Genomic DNA, 487 nt, shown 5'->3' with positions numbered 1-487 from the left:
GATGTGAACCCATGCCGACACACATAGCACCTGATTTAAACCATGCTGTTAGATTTTCCTGTGTTGGTTCTACGCCTCCGGTAATCATCAATTGAAGATCAGGTACCACAGGCATAATAGCAGAAAGAAACCCTGGACCTAATACAGACCCGGGAAACACTTTAATTACCTGTGCTCCGTTTTGCTTTGCTGTTACTATCTCAGTGAGCGTGGCACAGCCGGGCATCCAAAGTTTATCATGTTGGTGACAAACAGGCGCCATTTCAGTGTTTAGTATAGGAGAGATAATAAAATCTGCTCCCGCATCTATAAACTTCTTCGTTGTTTCAGCATCCACTATGGTTCCTATTCCAAACATCAGGTCAGGAAATTCAGAACGCTTTGCATGCAAGTGTTTGAACACTTCATAAGAGTTTGCTTTACGATTGGTAAATTCAAAAACACGAACGCCACCATCATACGATGCTTTTAATACCTGAAATGCTTC

General features: G+C 42.3%; 1 protein-coding gene. It reads right to left on the bottom strand.

The features are described 5' to 3' along the window. The coding region (locus tag KK060_RS24895; protein WP_254158009.1) for a beta/alpha barrel domain-containing protein at positions 1 to 487 on the bottom strand (487 nt) is incomplete at both ends.

The organism is Chryseosolibacter indicum (genome assembly GCF_018598585.1).
In the GTDB taxonomy this organism is placed as follows: Bacteria; Bacteroidota; Bacteroidia; order Cytophagales; family Cyclobacteriaceae; genus Chryseosolibacter; species Chryseosolibacter indicus.
This window is presented reverse-complemented; position numbering and strand designations above follow the sequence as displayed.